The 19,454-nt window shown below is 50.1% G+C and carries 22 protein-coding genes and 1 riboswitch; of the genes, 21 read left to right on the forward strand and 1 reads right to left on the reverse strand.

What is annotated here, in order from left to right:
• The first annotated feature begins 76 nt into the window (after positions 1 to 76).
• The 3 genes from ACTOY7_RS02110 to ACTOY7_RS02120 are packed head-to-tail and all read left to right on the forward strand — an operon-like array spanning position 77 to position 1,665.
• On the forward strand, positions 77 to 709 hold the full coding sequence (locus ACTOY7_RS02110; RefSeq protein ID WP_160282183.1) for a hypothetical protein: 633 nt from the start codon (positions 77 to 79) through the stop codon (positions 707 to 709).
• Complete coding sequence (locus ACTOY7_RS02115) at positions 699 to 1,259, forward strand: hypothetical protein (RefSeq protein ID WP_160282184.1); 561 nt, start codon at positions 699 to 701, stop codon at positions 1,257 to 1,259. The genes ACTOY7_RS02110 and ACTOY7_RS02115 overlap by 11 nt, the downstream gene beginning before the upstream one ends.
• Positions 1,252 to 1,665, forward strand: coding sequence for a hypothetical protein (locus tag ACTOY7_RS02120; RefSeq protein WP_160282185.1), 414 nt, complete (start codon positions 1,252 to 1,254; stop codon positions 1,663 to 1,665). The genes ACTOY7_RS02115 and ACTOY7_RS02120 overlap by 8 nt, the downstream gene beginning before the upstream one ends.
• A gap of 159 nt (positions 1,666 to 1,824) precedes the next feature.
• On the opposite strand, the gene ACTOY7_RS02125 is transcribed toward ACTOY7_RS02120, so the two are convergent.
• Complete coding sequence (locus ACTOY7_RS02125; RefSeq protein WP_394683758.1) at positions 1,825 to 3,123, reverse strand: M18 family aminopeptidase; 1,299 nt, start codon at positions 3,121 to 3,123, stop codon at positions 1,825 to 1,827.
• Positions 3,124 to 3,440: 317 nt separating this feature from the next.
• Between ACTOY7_RS02125 and rpiB the strand changes: the two genes are divergently transcribed.
• From rpiB to ACTOY7_RS02215, 18 genes are all read left to right on the forward strand, one after another.
• Positions 3,441 to 3,890 carry a ribose 5-phosphate isomerase B gene (gene rpiB / locus ACTOY7_RS02130; RefSeq protein WP_160284204.1) on the forward strand — a complete coding sequence of 150 codons (450 nt, stop codon included), beginning with the start codon at positions 3,441 to 3,443 and terminating at the stop codon, positions 3,888 to 3,890.
• 85 nt (positions 3,891 to 3,975) lie between these two features.
• Positions 3,976 to 5,055, forward strand: a complete 1,080-nt coding sequence (gene mtnA / locus ACTOY7_RS02135; RefSeq protein WP_004083263.1) for an S-methyl-5-thioribose-1-phosphate isomerase — start codon at positions 3,976 to 3,978, stop codon at positions 5,053 to 5,055.
• A gap of 119 nt (positions 5,056 to 5,174) precedes the next feature.
• Positions 5,175 to 5,597, forward strand: coding sequence for a hypothetical protein (locus tag ACTOY7_RS02140; RefSeq protein WP_160284203.1), 423 nt, complete (start codon positions 5,175 to 5,177; stop codon positions 5,595 to 5,597).
• A 13-nt stretch (positions 5,598 to 5,610) separates the two neighbouring features.
• Positions 5,611 to 6,114, forward strand: coding sequence for a shikimate kinase (locus ACTOY7_RS02145; RefSeq protein ID WP_160284202.1), 504 nt, complete (start codon positions 5,611 to 5,613; stop codon positions 6,112 to 6,114).
• Positions 6,115 to 6,237: 123 nt separating this feature from the next.
• On the forward strand, positions 6,238 to 7,530 hold the full coding sequence (gene murA, locus ACTOY7_RS02150; protein WP_125130261.1) for a UDP-N-acetylglucosamine 1-carboxyvinyltransferase: 1,293 nt from the start codon (positions 6,238 to 6,240) through the stop codon (positions 7,528 to 7,530).
• Positions 7,531 to 7,752: 222 nt separating this feature from the next.
• A riboswitch (SAM riboswitch) is annotated at positions 7,753 to 7,852 on the forward strand.
• 107 nt (positions 7,853 to 7,959) lie between these two features.
• Positions 7,960 to 9,147, forward strand: a complete 1,188-nt coding sequence (gene metK / locus ACTOY7_RS02155; protein ID WP_482671215.1) for a methionine adenosyltransferase — start codon at positions 7,960 to 7,962, stop codon at positions 9,145 to 9,147.
• Between the two features lie 133 nt (positions 9,148 to 9,280).
• Positions 9,281 to 10,336: a sensor histidine kinase gene (locus ACTOY7_RS02160; RefSeq protein ID WP_004083254.1), complete on the forward strand. Its 1,056-nt coding sequence runs from the start codon at positions 9,281 to 9,283 to the stop codon at positions 10,334 to 10,336.
• A complete protein-coding gene (locus ACTOY7_RS02165; RefSeq protein ID WP_004083252.1) occupies positions 10,329 to 11,021 on the forward strand; it encodes a response regulator transcription factor in 693 nt (230 codons plus the stop codon). The genes ACTOY7_RS02160 and ACTOY7_RS02165 overlap by 8 nt, the downstream gene beginning before the upstream one ends.
• 239 nt (positions 11,022 to 11,260) lie before the next feature.
• Entirely contained in the window at positions 11,261 to 12,067 is an 807-nt protein-coding gene (locus tag ACTOY7_RS02170) for a TrmH family RNA methyltransferase (RefSeq protein ID WP_044991289.1), read from the forward strand.
• 121 nt (positions 12,068 to 12,188) lie between these two features.
• Complete coding sequence (argF, locus tag ACTOY7_RS02175) at positions 12,189 to 13,178, forward strand: ornithine carbamoyltransferase (RefSeq protein ID WP_160284200.1); 990 nt, start codon at positions 12,189 to 12,191, stop codon at positions 13,176 to 13,178.
• Between the two features lie 10 nt (positions 13,179 to 13,188).
• Positions 13,189 to 14,175, forward strand: coding sequence for a biotin--[acetyl-CoA-carboxylase] ligase (locus tag ACTOY7_RS02180; protein ID WP_004083246.1), 987 nt, complete (start codon positions 13,189 to 13,191; stop codon positions 14,173 to 14,175).
• Positions 14,176 to 14,209: 34 nt separating this feature from the next.
• Positions 14,210 to 14,545 carry a DUF6145 family protein gene (locus ACTOY7_RS02185; protein WP_482671224.1) on the forward strand — a complete coding sequence of 112 codons (336 nt, stop codon included), beginning with the start codon at positions 14,210 to 14,212 and terminating at the stop codon, positions 14,543 to 14,545.
• 92 nt (positions 14,546 to 14,637) lie between these two features.
• Positions 14,638 to 15,417, forward strand: coding sequence for a type III pantothenate kinase (locus tag ACTOY7_RS02190; RefSeq protein WP_482671216.1), 780 nt, complete (start codon positions 14,638 to 14,640; stop codon positions 15,415 to 15,417).
• A 52-nt stretch (positions 15,418 to 15,469) separates the two neighbouring features.
• Entirely contained in the window at positions 15,470 to 16,432 is a 963-nt protein-coding gene (gene dusB, locus ACTOY7_RS02195; protein WP_482671217.1) for a tRNA dihydrouridine synthase DusB, read from the forward strand.
• Positions 16,433 to 16,556: 124 nt separating this feature from the next.
• Positions 16,557 to 17,042: a transcription elongation factor GreA gene (gene greA, locus ACTOY7_RS02200; protein WP_016295698.1), complete on the forward strand. Its 486-nt coding sequence runs from the start codon at positions 16,557 to 16,559 to the stop codon at positions 17,040 to 17,042.
• 53 nt (positions 17,043 to 17,095) lie between these two features.
• Positions 17,096 to 18,598: a lysine--tRNA ligase gene (gene lysS, locus ACTOY7_RS02205; RefSeq protein WP_160284196.1), complete on the forward strand. Its 1,503-nt coding sequence runs from the start codon at positions 17,096 to 17,098 to the stop codon at positions 18,596 to 18,598.
• Between the two features lie 213 nt (positions 18,599 to 18,811).
• Positions 18,812 to 19,273, forward strand: a complete 462-nt coding sequence (locus tag ACTOY7_RS02210) for a DUF6075 family protein (RefSeq protein WP_482672631.1) — start codon at positions 18,812 to 18,814, stop codon at positions 19,271 to 19,273.
• Positions 19,273 to 19,452 (forward strand): hypothetical protein, encoded by a 180-nt coding sequence (locus ACTOY7_RS02215; RefSeq protein ID WP_004066881.1) that lies wholly within the window; start codon positions 19,273 to 19,275, stop codon positions 19,450 to 19,452. Before ACTOY7_RS02210 ends, ACTOY7_RS02215 begins: the two co-directional genes overlap by 1 nt.
• Positions 19,453 to 19,454 lie beyond the last annotated feature (2 nt).

Genomic DNA, 19,454 nt, shown 5'->3' on the forward strand with positions numbered 1-19,454 from the left:
ATTAGAAATAAGTATTGAAGAAATCCACCAATTTGATATAATTTAGATATTAACATACAGAAGGAAGGAATAGAAAATGAAAAGCCCAAATGTAAATATTTACAAAGTTCAGATGGCTTATTTTTTTAGGGAGAAAAGTGAAATTAGAGCATTTGGACTTATTAGTAGCTTGTATAATCAGCTGAAAGATGTTTTTAAAACAGAACCACAATCAATACCTATTCCTGACGATGCACCTGACGATGTTCCGCGTTGTGTTTGGAATGATGTTAATACATCGTTGACATTTAATAAGTTAAGATTAGATTTTTCTTTTAATATTCCATCGAGATTTAATTGGGAACAATTATTAGTTAGGTTTAATGATAAAATCACTAATGCATTTGATGAATGTGATGTTATTATTGATAGGGTCGGATTAGTTTCGGAATTAATGTCTTTTGATAATCTACATAATCTACTAAATGAGTATGTAAAGATAGATAAGTTCAATGGTGCTAGTGAAGTTAATATGTCATGGTTGGAAAATATTGATTTATATAATGTTTGGACTTATATCATTATTAATGAATCAAAGAATGAGAATAAGATTATATTTGATATAAACAGTTTGCCGGATAGCAAATTGAGCGAGCAAGGAGTATTAGGTAAGGAAGCAATAAGCAGGTGTGCAGAAAAGTTGAAGGGAAAGATGCTGAATGTATTATAATTCAAATAATGCGGTGTTAAGACAGCCAACTGTAGGGGCAAATAAGGTAAGCAGCATTGTCTCTTATGCAATGAATGGTCTTTTTGAAAGACTAGAAAATATATTCGAATTTAAATCAGGAATAAAGAGTAGTGCTGTAGGATATAATAGTGAAAAATATGAGCAATTGGAAAAGATATATTCGATGGCATATACGAAAATTAATTCATTAGAAAAAAATTATGTGAAAGCAAATGCGACACTGAGTGAAATAGAAAAACTGAAGGATAATTGGAATGATAACGGTGCAAGTGCCTTTTCTTCAAAGTTGATTGAGAAGTGTAGAGGGATTGTAATGCAGTTGGCTTCTGAACCGTTTATTTGCCCTACCGCATGTGGTTCAATTCAATTCGAATATGAAAAGGAAAATGGAGACTATTTGGAATTTGAAATTTATGAAGATAGAATTGAATGTTTCTTAGATACATCTGGTGGAGAGCAAGAATTTAATTTGCATGGTATTTCTGCAACTGATAGAATGAAGCAAATGGTGGTGGATTTTTATGCTTGAAAGAGACTGGGGCGCAATATACCGTAGAGTAAAAAGTAAGCCAATTTTTATGAAAGAGGGCAGACCATCATCGGCACTATTTAAAGACAGTAAAGGTGTATCGGTTGATAGAGATGGTAGCAGAGAAATATGTAGTATAATAGCAGATGAAGAACGTTTGCATTCTTTGTATACTAATGGATTATCTGACGTAGAAATTAGAGAACGAGGGGAGGAATTAAAAGCAATTATTCAACTAACCGATTCGCAGTGTGATTCAGTTGAGGCTTGTGTTGTTCCTGATCCGATAAATGGGGAAAATGAATATCATGCGTTACTTCAAAAATCAGAAACAGAAATTCAATTATCAAAAAGTCAAGCTAAAACATTGGCAAAATTGGCGACAGTAATAAAAAATTATGCATGAATTCATTATTGTTTATGAGGGGATTTTTGTGTTATATAAAAAATCAGTAAAAAGTGATTTTAAGGGGCTTTCTGATAATTCAGAAAGCCCCTTCTTGTGAGAAAAAGTATTCCTATAATCGGGTACAGTCAATATGATCCAGGGTATTCTTCGCTCAGTCTACTCGAAGAATGCCTTCGCGAACCGGCTCAGCGCGATCTGGTCTTTAACGCCCATCATCTCCCGGCTGGAATGCATGGCCAAAATGCCGGCTCCGGTATCGATCGTACGAACAGGCAGGTGGGAGGAGAGGATCGAGGCAATCGTCCCGCCCCCTTTTGTGTTGGAATGTTTGGCAAAACGCTGGTAAGGGATCTGCCTGTCCTCGCACAGGGCAATCATGGATGCGAGAGCCTCACAGTCCCAGGCATAGGACTGGTTGCTGGCGGACTTGAACACAAAGCCCTGATTGATGACCGGATAATTGGTAACATCCTGTACTGCCGGATAGTTGGGATGATAGGCATGGGCCACGTCTGCGGAGAGCATCAGGCCGTCCGACAGGTCAGCCATACAGTCGATCATACTTTTTCCAAAAGCCTGCCAGATTTTTCCGATGATCACGTTGGGAAGGAAAGAATCTGCGCCCTGCTTGCTGAGACTGCCGATCTCCTCATGATCAAAAAGACAGACCAGATTGACGCGGTCTGGATTTTGGCTTTCTGCCAGAGCGTGCACCAGTGCGCAGACCGAAGTGATATCATCAAGCCTGGGAGCGCAGAGAAATTCCTCCGTGATGCCTGCCAGCTCCGGCTGCTCCAGATTATACAGGCACAGGTCGTAGTCCAGAATCTCGGATGGATTCACATCCAACTCTTCTGCCAGCAGCTTCACCAGGGTTGAATCCTTGTTCAGCATATCGTTCAGGGTTCCGAGGATCGGGAGCAGATGCTTCTGGTTATCCACAGGAGTGCCCTTCTCGTTGGCGGTACGGTTCATATGGATGGCCAGGTTCGGCAGACAGGCCACGGGGCGCTGAAAGTCGATCAGGTGGCTGACGGGGCGGTCGTAAGAGGGACCACGTGTGACCACCTTTCCCGCCAGGGAGAGGGATCTGTCGAAAAAGGTGCTTAAGATGGGTCCGCCGTAGAGCTCTGTGTTCAACTGCATATATCCCTGTGTAAATATTTCCGGCTTCGGCTTTACCTTGATGGCCGGAAAGTCCGTGTGCGCTCCTCCGATGTGGATACCGCGGGACAGATCCCAGTCCCGGCCGATGGTAAATGCGTAAAGCGTGGTATCGAAGGGGCAGCAGAAATAACGCCCGCCCCGTTCCAGCGGCCAGTGCTCTTTTAGCTTTAACTCTGTAAAGCCCGCCTCCGTAAGCACTTTTTTACTGTGAGCGGTGACGTGAAAAGCAGAGGTGCCGCTTTTTAAAAATTCGAAAAGCTGCGAAATCTCAATCGCTAATGTGTGCATGATCATTCTCCATTCCTGTCAAATTATTCTTTGTGCCGGTTTGAAACAGCGGAGGCGTCCGGACTTCAAATCTTTCCGGCGCCTTACATAGCCTGCGGCTGAAAATATAGTATCACAAACAAAAGAAGACTGCAATGAAAGGCGGCTCTTATATTTATCCATTGTAAGCGGCCGGGAAATCTGATACAATAAATAATATGTTCCGCAGACTGCGGAAGTATACCGCAGGGCACCGCAGAATATATGTCCCTGCGGGGCGGGCAAGGAAGCATTCAATCTGCCGTGCGGGCTGGGTGCAATGATAAGGAGGAGAATGTATGATAGTAGGAATCGGGAATGACCATTCGGCATTGGAACTGAAGGCAGAGATCATAGAATTTTTGAGCCAGAAGGGACATGAGGTCATTGATTATGGAACCAATTCCGAGGAGAGCTGCGACTATCCGATTTATGGGGAGATCGTGGCAAACGCAGTTGCGAAGGGAGAGGTGGACCGGGGGATTCTGATCTGCGGAACCGGCCTGGGGATCTCACTTGCGGCGAACAAGGTAAAAGGCATCCGGGCGGCGGTATGCAGCGAGCCCTTTACAGCTAAGATGTCCAGGGAACACAACGACTGCAACATTCTGGCATTTGGCGCCAGGGTTGTGGGGGCAGAGCTGGCGAAGATGATGGTGGACGTCTGGATGAGTACAGAATTTTCAGGAGTGGAGCGGCACGTCAACCGGGTGAACATGATCATGGATATTGAGGAGAAAAACAGCTAAAGAGTCAGTAGGAATCCGCGGGACATATACGGCATCCAGGTGGATATCCGAAACGGAAAAGGATATAAGAGAAAAGGTTATAAGAATGGAAAAAAGAGAAAAAAGTATTTTGGATTACGAGACAGTCTCGCTGGATCTGGAGCATCACGCGCTGGTGATCATAGACCAGACGCAGCTTCCGGGAAAGATCGAGATGCTGTCTCTGACGGATATCAAGGATATCTGGGAGGCGATCCGCCTTTTGAAGGTCAGAGGGGCTCCCGCCATCGGCGTGGCGGCCGCGGCCGGAATCTACCTTGCGGCAGAGAAGATCCATACGGAGGATACCCAGGTCTTTTACAGGGAATTTCAGCAGGCTAAAAAGTATCTCGCAACCTCCCGCCCGACGGCGGTCAACCTGTTCTGGGCGCTGGACCGGATGGAAAACGTGGTTCGGACGCATTTGACAGAAAGTGTGGCGAAGATCCGGTCGCTTCTGCAAAAAGAAGCCGTCCGCATCCACGATGAGGACATTGAAGTCTGCCGGAAGATCGGAGAGTATGCCCTGGAGCTGGTAAAGCCCGGGGACGGCCTGCTGACCCACTGCAATGCGGGACAGCTTGCCACGGTGAAGTACGGGACGGCTACGGCACCCATGTATCTGGGGAAGGAACGGGGATATGATTTCCATATCTTCGCAGATGAGACACGTCCGTTGCTCCAGGGCGCGCGTCTGACGGCGGCGGAGCTGCATGCGGCCGGAATGGACGTGACGCTGATCTGCGACAATATGTCCGCATCCGTTATGAAAAAGGGACTTGTCCAGGCGGTATTTGTAGGGTGCGACCGGGTGGCGGCCAACGGGGATACGGCCAATAAGATCGGAACCTCCGTTGTGGCCTGTGTGGCGAAGCAGTACGGCGTTCCGCTGTATGTATGCGCGCCGACCTCCACCATCGACATGACTCTGGAGACAGGCGAGGAGATCCCCATTGAAGAGCGTGCCCCTGAAGAGATCACGGAAATGTGGTATCAGGCCCGCATGGCGCCGGAATCCGTGAAGGTGTATAATCCCTGTTTTGACGTGACAGACCACGACCTGATCACGGCCATCATCACGGAAAAAGGGATTGCCCGCCCGCCGTACAGGCAGGCATTTGAAAAGATGCTGCAAGTCACACCCTGACCAGGCGTGACTTGCGGCGAATAGATGGCCGGCCGGGGCTGAAAGGGGCAGGGCAGTGTACCAAAATGAGCCGCTTCTGCATACAATAAAGATATAATGTCTGAAATGGAAGTGGAAGTATGGAAACAAAACTGCCCTATTATATGGTGTACCCGATGCCCTTCATCTATGATGATGAGCGGCTTGACCGAAGAGATTACGAGTATATGCGCAGCCTCTACCCGGATACGGCAAAGCGGGTCCTGCCCTATGTGGAGGAAGAATGCGACCGGTGCGAGGGCCCAAACAGCATGATTTACGACGAATATCCGGACCGTCTGCAGCTTCGCCTGATGAGCGGACGGATCTATGACCGGGTGAAGGCAGAGGAACGCCCCTTTGACGAGCATGACGAAGAGGGCGGGCCCAAGGGCGTGGAGGGACAGCAGATTCAGCGGTTCTGCCGCCGGGACTGGCTGCGGGACCTGATCGACGTAATGCTGTACCAGGAGCTGTACAAGAGACGGAGCGAGAACCGGAGGATGCGGCAGAAATTTTATTAGGATGAATTCATTTATGAAAAAGAACAATATTATATTTATCGGCATGCCTGCCGTTGGCAAAAGTACCATTGGCGTCGTAGCCGCGAAACGGCTGGGTATGCGTTTTGTAGATACGGATCTTCTGATCCAGGAGCAGGAGGGCAGGCTTCTTCATGAGATCATTGAGGAGGCCGGCGAGGATGGATTTCTGGCCATCGAGAACCGGGTGAACCGGGAACTCCATGTGGAAAATTCTGTCATTGCCCCGGGAGGAAGCGTGGTTTACAGCGATGAGGCGATGCGCCATTTCAAAGAGATTGGAACCGTCATTTATCTGAGGGTATCCTATGATACGATCCGGCGGAGAATCCGCAATCCCCGGCAGCGGGGCGTGGTACTGAGGGAAGGCCAGAGTTTTCAGGAACTTTATGAAGAACGGGTAAAATTATTCGAAAAATATGCGGATATTACGATCGATGAGGATCAGCTTTCTGTTGAGGAAACAATAAGTAAAGTACTTTCTGTAATAAAAATTTAACAAAAATATAATTATAATGTTGCATCTGAGAAAAAAGATTTTACAAATTGGATTTTTGTGGTATACTATATTAGATTTTGAAAATCATTGATTGTAACAATATCGGATAATCGAGGTGCAGTAATGGAGCAGTATGTAATTAAGGGTGGGAACCCGCTGGTAGGGGAAGTAGAGATCAGCGGAGCAAAGAATGCGGCGCTGGCAATTCTGGCGGCTGCGATTATGACAGATGAGACGGTATTGATTGACAACCTTCCGGATGTCAATGATATTAACGTAATGCTGGAAGCGATCTCAGGCATCGGGGCAACGGTGCAGAGGCTTGACCGGCATAGAGTGAAGATCAACGGGGGTACGATTACTGACTTTAACATTGAGTATGATTATATAAAGAAGATCAGGGCATCTTATTATCTGCTTGGCGCCCTGCTTGGAAAGTACAGCAAGGCGGAGGTAGCGCTTCCGGGGGGATGCAATATCGGAAGCAGACCGATCGACCAGCATCTGAAGGGATTTCGCGCATTGGGCGCGGACGTGGATATCGAGCACGGCAAGATCGTGGCCGAGTCCGAGCATATGCGGGGAACCCATCTGTATTTTGACGTGGTCAGCGTAGGAGCCACCATCAACGTGATGATGGCGGCGGCAATGGCTGACGGGCTTACGATCATGGAGAACGTGGCAAAAGAGCCCCATGTCGTAGACGTGGCCAACTTCCTCAACAGCATGGGGGCCAACATCCGCGGAGCGGGAACAGACGTGATCAAGATCCGCGGCGTGGAGTCTCTGCACAAGTCCGAATACTCCATCATTCCGGATCAGATTGAGGCGGGAACCTTCATGTTCGCGGCGGCAGCCACAAAGGGAGACGTGACGGTGCTCAATGTCATTCCCAAGCATCTGGACGCCACCATTTCCAAGCTGAAAGACATTGGCTGCGAGATCGAGGAGTTTGACGATGCCGTCCGGGTGGTGGCAAAGGGAAGGCTTCGCAGTACACAGGTCAAGACGCTGCCCTATCCGGGATATCCGACGGATATGCAGCCACAGATCGGCGTAGTCCTGGCGCTGGCAAACGGCACAAGTACGATTACCGAGAGTATTTTTGAAAACCGGTTCAAATATCTGGATGAACTGGCCAGGATGGGCGCAGTCATCAAGGTGGAAGGCAATTCCGCCACCATTGAGGGCGTGGAGAAGTTTTCCGGTACAAGAATCAGCGCGCCGGATCTGCGTGCAGGCGCGGCGCTCTGCATTGCGGGGCTTGCGACGGACGGCGTGACCATCGTGGATGATATCAAGTATATCCAGAGAGGTTACGAGCGTTTCGAGGAAAAGCTGCAGGGCATCGGCGGCATCATCGAAAAGGCATCCAGCGAAAAGGAGATCCAGAAGTTTGTTTTAAAAGTGAGCTGAACCGCCCGGCAGTGAAGGCCGGCTTCGGATACCATGGTATGCAGAAAAGATGCCGGCGGCAGGTTTTCTGTATTCCAGAATTTACAAAGTGATTTTCTGTGATTTCTATGCATCTGTATCTTGACATTTACAGCGATACGGTGTAAAGTCTTTATTAGGTTCCAGGGGGGCGTAAGATTGCCTCCGGAACAGGAACAATACAATTTTATACAAATAGACTTTCTCTTATTCAGAGCAGTGGAGATACAAAGGATCTGTGAAGCTGCGGCAACCCTGTGAAAACGGAAGGTGCCAACCTGAGCGAGCAATCGAACAATAAGAGGATTGTTTAGACCCTAAAACAGTCCGCTTTTTGTAGGCTGTTTTTTTATTCTATATAAGAATCTTAGGCTACAAAAGAGAGAAAGTACCGAAAAGGAGAGGATCGATATGGAAAGACACTTATTTACATCAGAATCAGTTACAGAGGGACATCCGGATAAGATGTGCGACCAGATTTCCGATGCCATCCTGGATGCGCTTATGGAGCAGGATCCCATGAGCCGCGTTGCCTGCGAGACATGCACTACGACCGGTGTGGTGATGGTTATGGGAGAGATCTCCACCAATGCCTATGTAGATATGCAGAAGATCGTGCGCAATACGATCCGCGACATCGGATATACCAGCGCGGATTACGGATTTGACGCGGATACCTGCGGCGTGGTTACGGTGATCGACGAGCAGTCCGCAGATATTGCTCTCGGCGTGGATAAGGCGCTCGAAGCAAAGGCAGCAGCGCCGGCAGAGGAAGATATTGACGCCATCGGAGCCGGAGACCAGGGAATGATGTTCGGCTATGCGTCGGACGAGACAGAGGAGTATATGCCGTATCCCATCGCGATGGCGCATAAGCTGGCACTGCAGCTTACGAAAGTGAGAAAAGACGGCACGCTGACTTACCTTCGTCCGGACGGAAAGACCCAGGTGACGGTAGAGTATGACGACGCAGGAGTTCCGAGACGTCTGGACGCAGTGGTGCTTTCCACACAGCACGACTCGGATGTGACCCAGGAGCAGATCTTCGCGGACATCAAGAAGCATGTATTTGACGCGATTATTCCTGCGGAGATGGTGGATGAGAAGACCAAGTTCTTCGTTAATCCGACCGGACGCTTTGTCATCGGCGGACCTCACGGCGACAGCGGGCTGACCGGAAGAAAGATCATCGTAGATACTTACGGCGGAATGGCACGCCACGGCGGCGGCGCATTTTCCGGAAAAGACTGCACCAAGGTAGACCGTTCCGCGGCTTACGCGGCGCGCTATGCGGCTAAGAACATTGTTGCCGCAGGGCTGGCTAAGAAATGCGAGATTCAGCTTTCCTATGCCATCGGCGTGGCACAGCCTACCTCCATTATGGTAGATACCTTCGGAACAGGCCATGTGTCCAACGAACGTCTGGTAGAGATCGTGCGTGAGAACTTCGACTTCCGTCCGGCAGGCATCATCAAGATGCTGGACCTGCGCCGGCCGATCTACAAGCAGACAGCCGCTTACGGACATTTCGGAAGAAACGACCTGGATCTGACTTGGGAAAGACTGGATAAGGTGGATGCGCTGAAAGCTTATCTGTAGAGTATAAACAATTTGGAACTTCATATTAAGTTTTGATAAATAACGGGCTGAAAACCTTGCGGTGACGGCCCGTTTTGTGTTACTGTAATGGGTAGGGAATACAGAGGATACCCGGAAAGGAGCGGCAAAGGTGATGAAGCTGAAAACAAAGCTGATAATTGCATTTATGGCGATGATGATCCTGCCTACGGTCTTTCTCATTGTTGCGCGGCGGGTGTTTGAGCCCAGAGAGATCGGGGAGCTGCAGCAGATGTTTTTGATCATCGTATTTTTTACGGCGGCGCTTCTGGTGTACTGGGTCTACCGAACTGTCTCAGTGCCTTTGGCCAAGCTGCAGGAGGCCGCGCAGAATATCAAGGACGGCAATCTTGATTTTGAGATCTCGGCGGAGGCGGATGACGAATTTGGCGAGCTCTGCCGGGACTTTGAGGAGATGCGCCTGCGGCTGAAGGCCAATGCCGAGGAAAAGGTGGAATTTGACCGGGAAAACAAAGAGCTGATCAGCAATATTTCCCATGACCTCAAGACACCCATTACGGCAATCAAGGGATATGTGGAAGGGATTATGGACGGCGTGGCGGATACGCCCGAAAAGATGGACAAGTATATCAAAACGATATACAATAAGGCGAACGAGATGGATCTGCTGATCAACGAGCTGACGCTGTACTCCAAGATCGATACGAACCGGATACCCTACAATTTTACCACAATATCCGCAAAGAACTATTTCCTCGACTGTGCGGAGGACCTGTATCTGGAGCTGGAAGCGAAAAACGTAGAATTTGAATACAACTGCTGTCTGGAGGAGGATTCCAAGGTGATTGTGGACCCTGAGCAGCTCCGGCGGGTGATCAACAACGTCGTATCCAACTCTTTAAAATACATGGATAAACCCAAAGGCAGGATTACCATGGATCTCAAGGACGTGGGGGACTTTATCCAGGTCGAACTGGGGGACAACGGAAAAGGGATCTCCCCGAAGGACCTGCCCTTTATCTTTGACCGGTTCTACCGGACGGACGCCTCCCGCAATTCCTCCAAGGGCGGAAGCGGCATCGGGCTTTCCATCGCGCAGAAGATCGTGGAGGAGCATGGGGGCAATATCTGGGCGACCAGCGTGGAAGGCAGCGGGACGGTTATGTGCTTTGTAGTAAGAAAATATCAGGAGGTACCAATGGATGAGTAAACGGATTTTGATTATTGAGGATGAGGAAAGTATTGCGGATCTGGAACGGGATTATCTGGAGCTGAGCAACTTTGAGGTGGAGGTTGCCAACGACGGCGAGATCGGATTGAAGCAGGCCATGGAAGCGGATTTTGATCTGATCATCCTGGATCTGATGCTGCCCGGCGTGGATGGATTTGAGATCTGCCGGAAGGTCCGCGACAGCAAGAATACTCCCATCATCATGGTTTCTGCGAAGAAGGATGACATTGATAAGATCCGGGGGCTTGGGCTGGGAGCCGATGATTATATGACGAAGCCGTTCAGCCCCAGCGAACTGGTGGCCCGTGTGAAGGCCCATCTGGCGAGATATGAGCGTCTGATCGGAAGCAGCGTGGAGGAAAATGAGATCATAGAGATCCGCGGTCTGAAGATCGATACGACGGCGAGAAGGGTATGGGTCAACGGTGAGGAACGTTCCTTCACCACCAAGGAATTTGACCTTCTGACCTTCCTTGCGGGACATCCCAACCATGTATATACGAAGGAAGAGCTGTTCCGGGAGATTTGGGATATGGAGTCCATCGGGGACATTGCCACGGTGACGGTGCATATCAAGAAGATCCGGGAGAAGATTGAGTATGATACCTCCCACCCCCAGTATATTGAGACGATATGGGGCGTGGGATACCGCTTTAAGGTATAACCTGTTTAAAAAAAATACCAACTGTACGGTTGGATGCTCTAAAGAGCCTCCAACCTACTCATCCATTCGCAAAAACCGAGCTTACGCACTCTAACGTCTGCTAACACAGCCGCTTTTTTGCTCATTTATGAGTAGGTTGCTAATCCAAAATCTCGGTTTTATTGCAATAAATTGCATAAAACTGAGATTTCGGATTGCAACCGTACAGTTGGAAACTTTGTGATGAGGGATAAGAGATGATCATTACCAGTACATCGAATCCGCGGATGAAAGAGATCATACAGCTGCGGAAAAAGAGCAGAATGCGGACGAAGACGGGAACCTTTCTTGTGGAGGGCCTGCGTATGGTCCGGGAGATTCCGGAGGAACGCCTGGTACAGCTTTACGCTACGGAGGAGTTCTTGAAAAAGCATCGGAAGGAGCCCATTCCCGGGACAGAGGTTATGCTTGTGTCGCCGGAAGTATTTGCATATATCTCGGATACAAAGACACCTCAGGGCGTTCTGGCGGTGGTGCGTCAGAGCATGTTCACCAAGGAGGAGATCCTGGCAAAATGCTCCAGGAAAAGCGGGACAGGTATGGACAGGCCGGCCCATCTGCTGGTTTTGGACAACATCCAGGATCCGGGCAACTTAGGCACCATTTTCAGAACCGCGGAGGCGGCGGGGGTGACGGGAATCCTGCTGAGCAGGGACTGTGCGGACATTTACAATCCAAAGACCATACGCTCCACCATGGGAGCGATCTTCAGGATGCCGTTTGTGTATACGGATGACCTGCCCGGTGCGGTGAACAGCCTGAAAAAGCACGATATCTGCGTTTTTGCCGCCCACCTGGAGGGAGAGCGCGCATACGATGAAGAAGATTACCGGCAGGGGAGCGCATTTCTGATCGGAAACGAAGGAAGCGGGCTTCGCCCGGAGGTGGCCGCATGTGCGGATGTGCTGGTCAGGATACCCATGGAAGGCATGGCCGAATCGCTGAATGCCGCCGTAGCCGCGGCAGTGCTGATGTTTGAAGTGAGCAGGCAGCGGAAAAGGTATTGAATTTGCGGGAAGGTTATGGTATTGTAGTTCACAGAACAGATCCGGAAAATGCGCTGCGGCCCGGGGCCGGATATGCCGCGTAAAAAGGACCTGATATAATACAAAGGGAAGAGGGACGAACATGAATTTAAAAGGAAGAAATTTTCTGACGCTGAAAGATTTTACAAAGGAAGAGATCCTGTATCTGCTTGACCTGTCAGCGGAGCTGAAGGACAAAAAGAAAAAGGGGATTCCGGTAGACCATTATAAAGGAAAGAACGTGGCCCTGATTTTTGAAAAGGACAGCACAAGGACCCGCTGCGCATTTGAAGTGGCGGCGTTTGATATGGGCATGGGGGCAACCTACCTCGGGCCTACAGGCTCCCAGATGGGCAAAAAAGAAAGCATTGAGGATACGGCAAGGGTGCTGGGCCGGATGTACGACGGCATCGAATACCGGGGCTTCGGGCAGGACATTGTGGAAGAACTGGCGGAATATGCGGGGGTTCCGGTATGGAACGGCCTGACCAATGAGTTCCATCCCACCCAGATGCTTGCGGACATGCTGACGATTCGGGAGCAGTTCGGAAGGCTGGAAGGGATTCGCCTGGTATTTATGGGAGACGCAAGGTACAACATGGGCAATTCCCTGATGGTGGCATGTTCCAAGCTGGGAATGCATTTTGTGGCATGTACGTCAAAGGAATTTTTCCCGAGCGAAGAGCTGGTTGAGCTGTGCAGGGGCTATGCGGCGGAGTCCGGCGCGACCATTACCCTGACCGAGGACGTGGAGAGCGGCACAAAGGACGCGGACGTGATCTATACGGACGTCTGGGTATCCATGGGTGAGCCGGATGAAGTATGGGAGAAGCGGATCAAAGTGCTGACGCCTTATAAGGTGACCAAAAAGGTGATGGAAAATGCATCTGAAAACGCGATTTTCCTGCACTGCCTGCCGTCCTTCCACGACCTGAAGACGACCATCGGAAAGCAGATGGGAGAACGCTTCGGCATTGAGGATATGGAAGTGACGGATGAAGTATTCGAGTCCGAACAGTCCAAGGTTTTTGACGAGGCAGAGAACCGGATGCATACCATCAAAGCGGTGATGGTGGCGACACTGGGAGAATAGGGGAAGATTTTTGAAAACAGAGATATTGAAGCTCCTCCGGGAAAGTGAGGGCTATGTATCCGGGCAGAAGCTCTGCGGAAAGCTGGGCGTGTCCCGGACAGCCGTGTGGAAGATTATCAACCAGCTCAAGGAAGAGGGCTACCATGTGGAAGCGGTGCAGAACCGGGGATACCGGATTGTGGATATCCCGGATGTCCTGTCGGAGGAAGAACTGAAAAGCCTGCTCTTTGGGAAGACACGGTGGGCAGGCCAGGAGATCCATTATTTTCCGGAAACCGATTCAACGAATATTCGGGCAAAGGAGCTGGGGGAAAAAGGGGCATCCCACGGAGCCCTAGCGGTAGCCGACCGGCAGAGCGCCGGACGGGGCAGGCGCGGCAGAGGCTGGGAGTCACCGCCTGGCTGCAGCATCTATATGTCGATACTGCTCAGACCTTCATTCCTTCCTTCCAGCGCGCCGATGCTGACCCTGGTGATGGCGTACAGCACAGCGGAAGCGCTGCAGGAGTGTACCGGGCAGGAGATCCGGATCAAATGGCCCAATGACATTGTACTGAACAAAAAGAAGCTGGTAGGGATTCTGACGGAGATGAGCTCGGAGATCGACTATATCAACCATGTGGTGATTGGGGTAGGGATCAATGTCAATATGGATTCCTTTTCGGAGGAGATTGCGAAAACCGCCACATCCCTACGGATTGAGACCGGGAAGGTTATGAAGCGCAGCACCCTGATTGCGGAGATTATGAAGCATTTTGAACGGAATTATGACACATTTCTTCAGTCAGGAGATCTGTCCGGGATCAGGGAAGACTATAACCGCCTTCTGGTTAACTGCGGAAAAGAAGTCCGCATACTGGGTGCAAAGGAGCCTTACCAGGCCCTTGCCCTGGGGATCAATGACAGCGGGGAGCTGCTGGTGAGAAAGCAGGACGGCAGCGAGGAAGCGGTCTATGCCGGTGAGGTTTCGGTTCGTGGAATCTATGGATATGTATGAGCCCTACGGATCAGGAGGTGTGGCTGGAAGGATGATGGAAGAAGAGATTGTATTATGCGCCGCCAGTTCCTATGAGCGGAAATTCTATCTGAACCCGGAGTTTGACGCACTGCCGGAAAGTATCCGGCAGGAACTGCAGATCATGTGCGTTATGTATACGGAGGATGTGGGCGGTGTGCTCATGGTGGTCTTTGACGAGGAGGGCCGGCTGGAATTAAAGGTAGACCGGGAGGATGATGATTTCCTCTTTGACGAGATCGGCAGTGTGTTGAAGATCAAGCAGATACAGCAGGAGAGACGGGAACTGTTCGAATCTCTGGAGCTGTTCTTCCGGGTGTTCTATCTTGGAGAGGAGCTTCCGGAAGCGTAGAGGACGTGTCCTGTGTATATTGCGCCGCAGTGCATGAGACCGGGATGCAGCCTGCAAAAGCTTACAAATTCAGGAGCAGGAGAAGAAACAGAATGTTATTGACGATTGACGTTGGAAATACCAATATAACGCTGGGTGTATTTAAAGAGGAGGTTCTGCTGGGGACCTTCCGCATGACGACAAAGCGGTCCCGGACTTCCGATGAATATGGATTTACGATCTGTGGGATTCTGGAGCACAGAAGTATCTGTCCCCAGGATATCCATTCGGTGATCATAGCATCGGTTGTTCCGGATATCATGCATTCCCTGACAAGCGGGATCATCAAATATCTGAATGTGCGCCCGCTGATCGTGTCTGCGGGGATCAAGACAGGCATCCGCATCGTGACGGAGAATCCGAAGGAGATCGGCCCGGACCGTATCGTGGATGCGGTCGCCGGATATGAACTCTTCGGAGGGCCGGTCATCGTGGTAGATTTCGGAACCGCGACAACCTATGACCTGATCGGGCCGAATGGGACTTTTGAAGCAGGGATCACGGCGCCCGGGCTTGAGACGGCGGGACGCTCCCTCTGGGGCGGCGCTGCCATGCTCCCGGCGATTGAGATCCGCAAGCCGGCGTCCATACTGGCCAAGGAGACCATCTCCAGTATGCAGGCCGGTCTGGTGTACGGAGCCATCGGCCAGACGGAATACATTATCCGGAAGATCAAAGAGGAATCCGGCTACCCGGATGCAAAGGTGGTGGCAACCGGGGGTCTGGGAAAGATCATCGCGCCGGAGACAGACAGCATCGACGAGTACGATCCGGAGCTGACACTGAACGGTCTGCGCCTGATCTATTACAAAAACAAAAAAGTAGACCGATAGGGCCGCCTGGCCGGATTCCGGCTGCGCGCGCGCTTCGATAAACAGTATAATTATGAAAAAACAGCTTAAAATAGGAAATGTACTTCTTGAGAACAGATATATTTTAGGCCCCATGGCAGGTGTAACGGACCTGCCATTCCGTTTGTTGTGCAAAGAACAGGGGGCCGGACTGCTCTGCATGGAGATGGTCAGCGCCAAAGCGATTTTATACAACAATAAAAATACGGAGAGCCTGCTTGCGATCCATCCGGAGGAACTGCCGGTCTCCCTGCAGCTCTTCGGTTCGGATCCGAAGATTGTCAGTGAGATGGCAAAACGGATTGAGGAACGGCCCTTTTCCATCCTGGATATCAACATGGGTTGTCCTGTCCCGAAGGTGGTGCGCAATGGGGAAGGCTCGGCTCTGATGAAGGATCCGAAGCTGGTCTACGAACTGGTCAGCGCCGTGGTTCAAGCAATCCGAAAGCCGGTTACGGTGAAGATACGCAAGGGATTCGATGAGGAGCATGTGAATGCGGTGGAGATCGCCAGGATCATCGAAGAAGCCGGGGCGGCCGGGGTGGCTGTCCATGGGCGGACGCGGGAGCAGTACTACTCCGGCCGGGCTGACTGGGAGATCATCCGCCGGGTGAAGGAAGCGGTTCGGATTCCGGTCATCGGAAATGGGGATGTGAGCACCTGTGAGCAGACGGCTGCGATTCAGGAGCAAACCGGCTGTGACGGGGTAATGATCGCGCGGGGGGCACAGGGCAATCCGTGGATCTTTTCGGAACTGTCGGCATATGAAGAGACGGGCGCAATCCCGTCCCGGCCGGAGATCGATGAGATCCGGAATACCATGCTCCGCCATGCCAGGCTGCAGATCGAATATAAGGGTAGCTATCTGGGCATCCGGGAGATGCGCAAGCATGTGGCATGGTATACCAAAGGGCTGCATGGAGCGGCCCGGCTGCGGGAGCAGATCAACAGGGTGGAGAGCTACGAAGAACTCCAAAAAATCTTGACAGTACTGTAGGTTTTGGTTATAATATTTGAATTGCGAAATATAAGTATCAGTAGAGGTCGTCCGGCTGCGGTTCACAGCCGCAGGCCGTAAAAGCGATATCAGATAGAATGAAAGAGAGGAAGCAAAGGTCATCATGGCGGATTCAAAGAAAAGGTTACTTACTTATGCAGGTTTGAAAGCACTGGAGGACGAACTGGAAAATCTGAAGGTGGTAAAGAGAAAGGAAGTCGCTGCAAAGATCAAGGAAGCCAGGGAGCAGGGCGACTTATCCGAGAATGCGGAGTATGACGCGGCGAAGGACGAGCAGCGCGACATCGAAGCGAGAATTGAAGAACTGGAAAGCATTTTGAAAAATGCGGAGGTCGTGGTAGAGGATGAGGTAGACTTTGACAAGATCAACGTGGGCTGTACGATCAAGGTCTTTGACATTACCTTTGATGAAGAGATGGAGTTTAAGATCGTAGGCTCCACGGAAGCAAACAGTCTGGAAGGGAAGATTTCCAACGAGTCGCCGGTAGGCCAGGCGCTGATCGGCAAGAAGGTCGGCGACGTGGTGAACGTAGAGACACAGGCAGGAGTCAACCAGTACAAGGTGCTGGATATCAACCGGTCGATGTAAAGAGGGCGGTTGTCAGTTGATACATCTGCGGAGGAAAAGAAAGGAGAAAACAAATGTCTGACCAGCAGAAGCAGGCTCAGGAGCCGGATTTGAATCAGTTGAGAAAGGTTCGACGCGAGAAGTTAGCGGATTTGCAGGCAAATGGAAAGGACCCCTTTGCTATCACCAGCTATGATCAAACACATCACAGCCAGGAGATCAGAGACAGATATGAAGAACTGGAAGGCACCCAGGTATCCATTGCGGGCCGTATGATGTCAAAGCGGGTCATGGGAAAGGCTTCATTCTGCAATATCCAGGACCTGAAGGGCAACATCCAGTGCTACGTGGCGAGAGACAGCGTAGGGGAGGATGTGTACAAGGACTTTAAGAAGTTTGACGTAGGCGACCTTGTAGGAATCAAGGGTGAGGTCTTTACGACAAAGACAGGAGAGAAGTCTATCCATGCAGGCAGCATCACATTGCTTGCGAAGAGCCTCCAGATCCTTCCGGAGAAGTTCCATGGGCTGACCAATACGGATCTGCGTTACCGTCAGAGATATGTGGATCTGGTCATGAATCCGGAGGTGAAGGATACTTTTGTCAAGCGTTCCAAGATCATCAGCGCGATCCGCAGGTATCTGGACGGACAGGGATTCATGGAGGTGGAGACGCCGATGCTGGTGCAGAATGCCGGCGGCGCCGCTGCACGGCCGTTCGAGACGCATTTCAATGCGCTGGACGAGGATATCAAGCTCAGGATCTCCCTGGAGTTGTACTTAAAACGTCTGATCGTCGGCGGTATGGAGCGTGTTTACGAGATCGGGCGTGTGTTCCGCAACGAAGGTCTGGACACCAGGCACAATCCGGAATTTACATTGATGGAGCTGTATCAGGCATATACGGACTACCACGGCATGATGGATCTGACAGAGAACCTGTACCGCTATGTGGCGCAGGAAGTGCTGGGAACCATGAAGATCGTATACAACGGCGTGGAGATGGATCTGGAAAAGCCGTTTGAACGGATTACCATGGTAGACGCCGTGAAAAAGTATTCCGGCGTGGATTTCTCCAATGTGAAGACGGACGCGGAGGCAAAAGCCCTGGCGGACGAGCATCATCTGGAATATGAGGACAGGCATAAGAAGGGCGATATCCTGAATCTGTTCTTTGAAGAATATGTGGAAGAGCATCTGGTACAGCCGATCTTCGTGATGGATCATCCCATCGAGATCTCTCCGCTGACCAAGAAGAAACCGGACAATCCGGATTATGTGGAGCGTTTTGAGTTCTTCATGAACGGCTGGGAGATGGCCAACGCATACTCCGAGCTGAACGACCCCATCGACCAGAGGGAACGCTTCCGCGCCCAGGAAGAACTCCTGGCGCAGGGAGACGAAGAAGCCAACACGACGGATGAAGACTTCATGAATGCGCTGGAGATTGGTATGCCGCCCACAGGCGGGATCGGATTCGGGATTGACCGGATGTGTATGCTGCTGACAGATTCCGCAGCGATCCGGGACGTGCTTGCGTTCCCGACGATGAAAACGCTTGGCAAAGAAAACCAGTAAAATCGAGGGTTTGCGGACTTAAAGACAGTATGGTACGACAAGAGTACGACAAAATAAACTCTCTTAACGGGTTAAAATAAATGATTTTAAATTAAACTCGTGTCAGTTCAAGTTAATATTTTGTACGATAAGGACATTTTTCTAAAAGAAGATTTTAGGGAAGTGTCCTTTTGTTATGGTCAAAAAACAAAATAAGAGATGGAGGAAATGAACATGAGTAGTACAGCGTTAGGAGCAGAGAAAGCGATTATTTTTATCAGCGATGCACATGAAAAATTCTACTATGAGAAATTGAAAGAGGTCAGGTATCAGGACGTGTACCACAAAGCGCTTGTATATTGTCTTGGTATCAGTGATGACACAAGAAGGAACATTTACAGTATCTATGATTTTAAGACAGGCTGTGTAAAAACGGAGTGCCTGCATGAAGGCTGGCAGACCAGCGGGAGCGTGAAAGTAGTCAGGATGGCGTATAACCTTTACTGCAATGGTACGCCAAGTGTCTTTGATTACGATGATGCGGAGGAACAGGTGGACGAGTGCAGACGGTACACAGTGGAAGAACTGTTCTGCTGTGCCTATGCGCCTTATTTTTGGCAGGCGGTACAGATTCGTTATCCGGAATATGTAACATATAACCACAAGTTGTACGCCATGCTTGGAGGACGGGATTGATGTTAAAAGTCAGGCTTATGGGAACAAAGAACGATATTAAGTGGTTCGGGAAGATTTTACAGCGTAACCCGAAAATCGAGGTGACGGAGTTTTCCGATATGTTCCCAAACAAAGGGACAAAGAAATATTACAGGACTTATGTGGAAGTCAGGAAAAGCAACGTAAAAGAAAACCAGTAGAA

The organism is Schaedlerella sp. (genome assembly GCF_056796775.1).

What these genes read in the sequence shown, in the direction of transcription:
- ACTOY7_RS02110 (WP_160282183.1), top strand. Translation starts at nt 77, where the DNA reads ATGAAAAGCCCAAATGTAAATATTTACAAAGTTCAGATGGCTTATTTT.
- ACTOY7_RS02115 (WP_160282184.1), top strand. Translation starts at nt 699, where the DNA reads ATGTATTATAATTCAAATAATGCGGTGTTAAGACAGCCAACTGTAGGG.
- ACTOY7_RS02120 (WP_160282185.1), top strand. Translation starts at nt 1,252, where the DNA reads ATGCTTGAAAGAGACTGGGGCGCAATATACCGTAGAGTAAAAAGTAAG.
- ACTOY7_RS02125 (WP_394683758.1), bottom strand. Translation starts at nt 3,123, where the DNA reads ATGCACACATTAGCGATTGAGATTTCGCAGCTTTTCGAATTTTTAAAA.
- rpiB (WP_160284204.1), top strand. Translation starts at nt 3,441, where the DNA reads ATGATAGTAGGAATCGGGAATGACCATTCGGCATTGGAACTGAAGGCA.
- mtnA (WP_004083263.1), top strand. Translation starts at nt 3,976, where the DNA reads ATGGAAAAAAGAGAAAAAAGTATTTTGGATTACGAGACAGTCTCGCTG.
- ACTOY7_RS02140 (WP_160284203.1), top strand. Translation starts at nt 5,175, where the DNA reads ATGGAAACAAAACTGCCCTATTATATGGTGTACCCGATGCCCTTCATC.
- ACTOY7_RS02145 (WP_160284202.1), top strand. Translation starts at nt 5,611, where the DNA reads ATGAAAAAGAACAATATTATATTTATCGGCATGCCTGCCGTTGGCAAA.
- murA (WP_125130261.1), top strand. Translation starts at nt 6,238, where the DNA reads ATGGAGCAGTATGTAATTAAGGGTGGGAACCCGCTGGTAGGGGAAGTA.
- metK (WP_482671215.1), top strand. Translation starts at nt 7,960, where the DNA reads ATGGAAAGACACTTATTTACATCAGAATCAGTTACAGAGGGACATCCG.
- ACTOY7_RS02160 (WP_004083254.1), top strand. Translation starts at nt 9,281, where the DNA reads ATGAAGCTGAAAACAAAGCTGATAATTGCATTTATGGCGATGATGATC.
- ACTOY7_RS02165 (WP_004083252.1), top strand. Translation starts at nt 10,329, where the DNA reads ATGAGTAAACGGATTTTGATTATTGAGGATGAGGAAAGTATTGCGGAT.
- argF (WP_160284200.1), top strand. Translation starts at nt 12,189, where the DNA reads ATGAATTTAAAAGGAAGAAATTTTCTGACGCTGAAAGATTTTACAAAG.
- ACTOY7_RS02185 (WP_482671224.1), top strand. Translation starts at nt 14,210, where the DNA reads ATGGAAGAAGAGATTGTATTATGCGCCGCCAGTTCCTATGAGCGGAAA.
- ACTOY7_RS02190 (WP_482671216.1), top strand. Translation starts at nt 14,638, where the DNA reads ATGTTATTGACGATTGACGTTGGAAATACCAATATAACGCTGGGTGTA.
- dusB (WP_482671217.1), top strand. Translation starts at nt 15,470, where the DNA reads ATGAAAAAACAGCTTAAAATAGGAAATGTACTTCTTGAGAACAGATAT.
- greA (WP_016295698.1), top strand. Translation starts at nt 16,557, where the DNA reads ATGGCGGATTCAAAGAAAAGGTTACTTACTTATGCAGGTTTGAAAGCA.
- lysS (WP_160284196.1), top strand. Translation starts at nt 17,096, where the DNA reads ATGTCTGACCAGCAGAAGCAGGCTCAGGAGCCGGATTTGAATCAGTTG.
- ACTOY7_RS02210 (WP_482672631.1), top strand. Translation starts at nt 18,812, where the DNA reads ATGAGTAGTACAGCGTTAGGAGCAGAGAAAGCGATTATTTTTATCAGC.
- ACTOY7_RS02215 (WP_004066881.1), top strand. Translation starts at nt 19,273, where the DNA reads ATGTTAAAAGTCAGGCTTATGGGAACAAAGAACGATATTAAGTGGTTC.